Below are 830 nucleotides of genomic sequence, written 5' to 3' on the forward strand. Positions count from 1 at the left end.
TCTGGCGATGGTGATGGACTAATGGTCGGAGAAGCGCCTCAACCACCATACCGAGGCGACCACCATGCTCTACGGCTCGCGGGAATGCGCCCGGATCATGCTTCAGGAAGGCGTCGAGGCTCGCTACGCGCGTCACCGCGCGTCCGGCGCCGCCATGACCGCCGGCCTGCGCGCGATGGGTCTTACCGTGTTCGGCGACGATCGCTATCGCATGACCAACGTCACCGCCGCCTTCATCCCCAACGGGGTGGACGCGGAAACGGTCCGGCGCCGAATGCGCGAGGATTTCGAGATCGAGATCGGCACCGCGTTCGGTCCGCTTGCCGGCAAGGTCTGGCGGTTCGGCGCGATGGGCTACAACGCGATGAAGCACAAGGTTCTGCTGACGCTCGCCGCGCTGGAGGCGGTGTTGCGTGCCGAAGGCGTCGTCCTTCCCGCAGGTGAGGCGGTGCCGGCTGCGCTTGCCGCGTGGGACGCCACCCGGTGAACCGCGATCTCGGCGGCTATGGTGCGGCGCCGCCCGATCCCTGCTGGCCCGGCGGTGCGCGCGTCGCGGTCCAGTTCGTCGTCAACTACGAGGAAGGCGCCGAGAACAGCGTCCTCAACGGCGATCGCGGCTCCGAAGCCTTTCTCTCCGACATGGTCGGGGCGCCCTCGCATCCCGCTCGTGCGATGGCGATGGAGAGCCTCTACGAATACGGTGGCCGCGCCGGATTTTGGCGGCTGTACCGGCTCTTTACCGAACGTCGGCTGCCGCTCACTGTATTCGGCGTCGCCAGGGCGATGTAGGCGAATCCGGCGGCTGTCGAAGCCATGATGACAGCCGGTTG

At 67.2% G+C, this 830-nt stretch carries 2 protein-coding genes; both read left to right on the forward strand.

Annotated elements, in window-relative coordinates:
* Positions 1 to 64 precede the first annotated feature (64 nt).
* Positions 65 to 487: a hypothetical protein gene (locus AACY08_RS27605; protein WP_339472279.1), complete on the forward strand. Its 423-nt coding sequence runs from the start codon at positions 65 to 67 to the stop codon at positions 485 to 487.
* Positions 484 to 789 carry a hypothetical protein gene (locus tag AACY08_RS27610; RefSeq protein ID WP_445262047.1) on the forward strand — a complete coding sequence of 102 codons (306 nt, stop codon included), beginning with the start codon at positions 484 to 486 and terminating at the stop codon, positions 787 to 789. Before AACY08_RS27605 ends, AACY08_RS27610 begins: the two co-directional genes overlap by 4 nt.
* The last annotated feature ends 41 nt before the right edge of the window (positions 790 to 830 follow it).

It is taken from the genome of Pseudomonas sp. EL_65y_Pfl1_R83 (assembly GCF_963970695.1).
Lineage (GTDB): Bacteria > Pseudomonadota > Gammaproteobacteria > Pseudomonadales > Pseudomonadaceae > Aquipseudomonas > Aquipseudomonas tritici.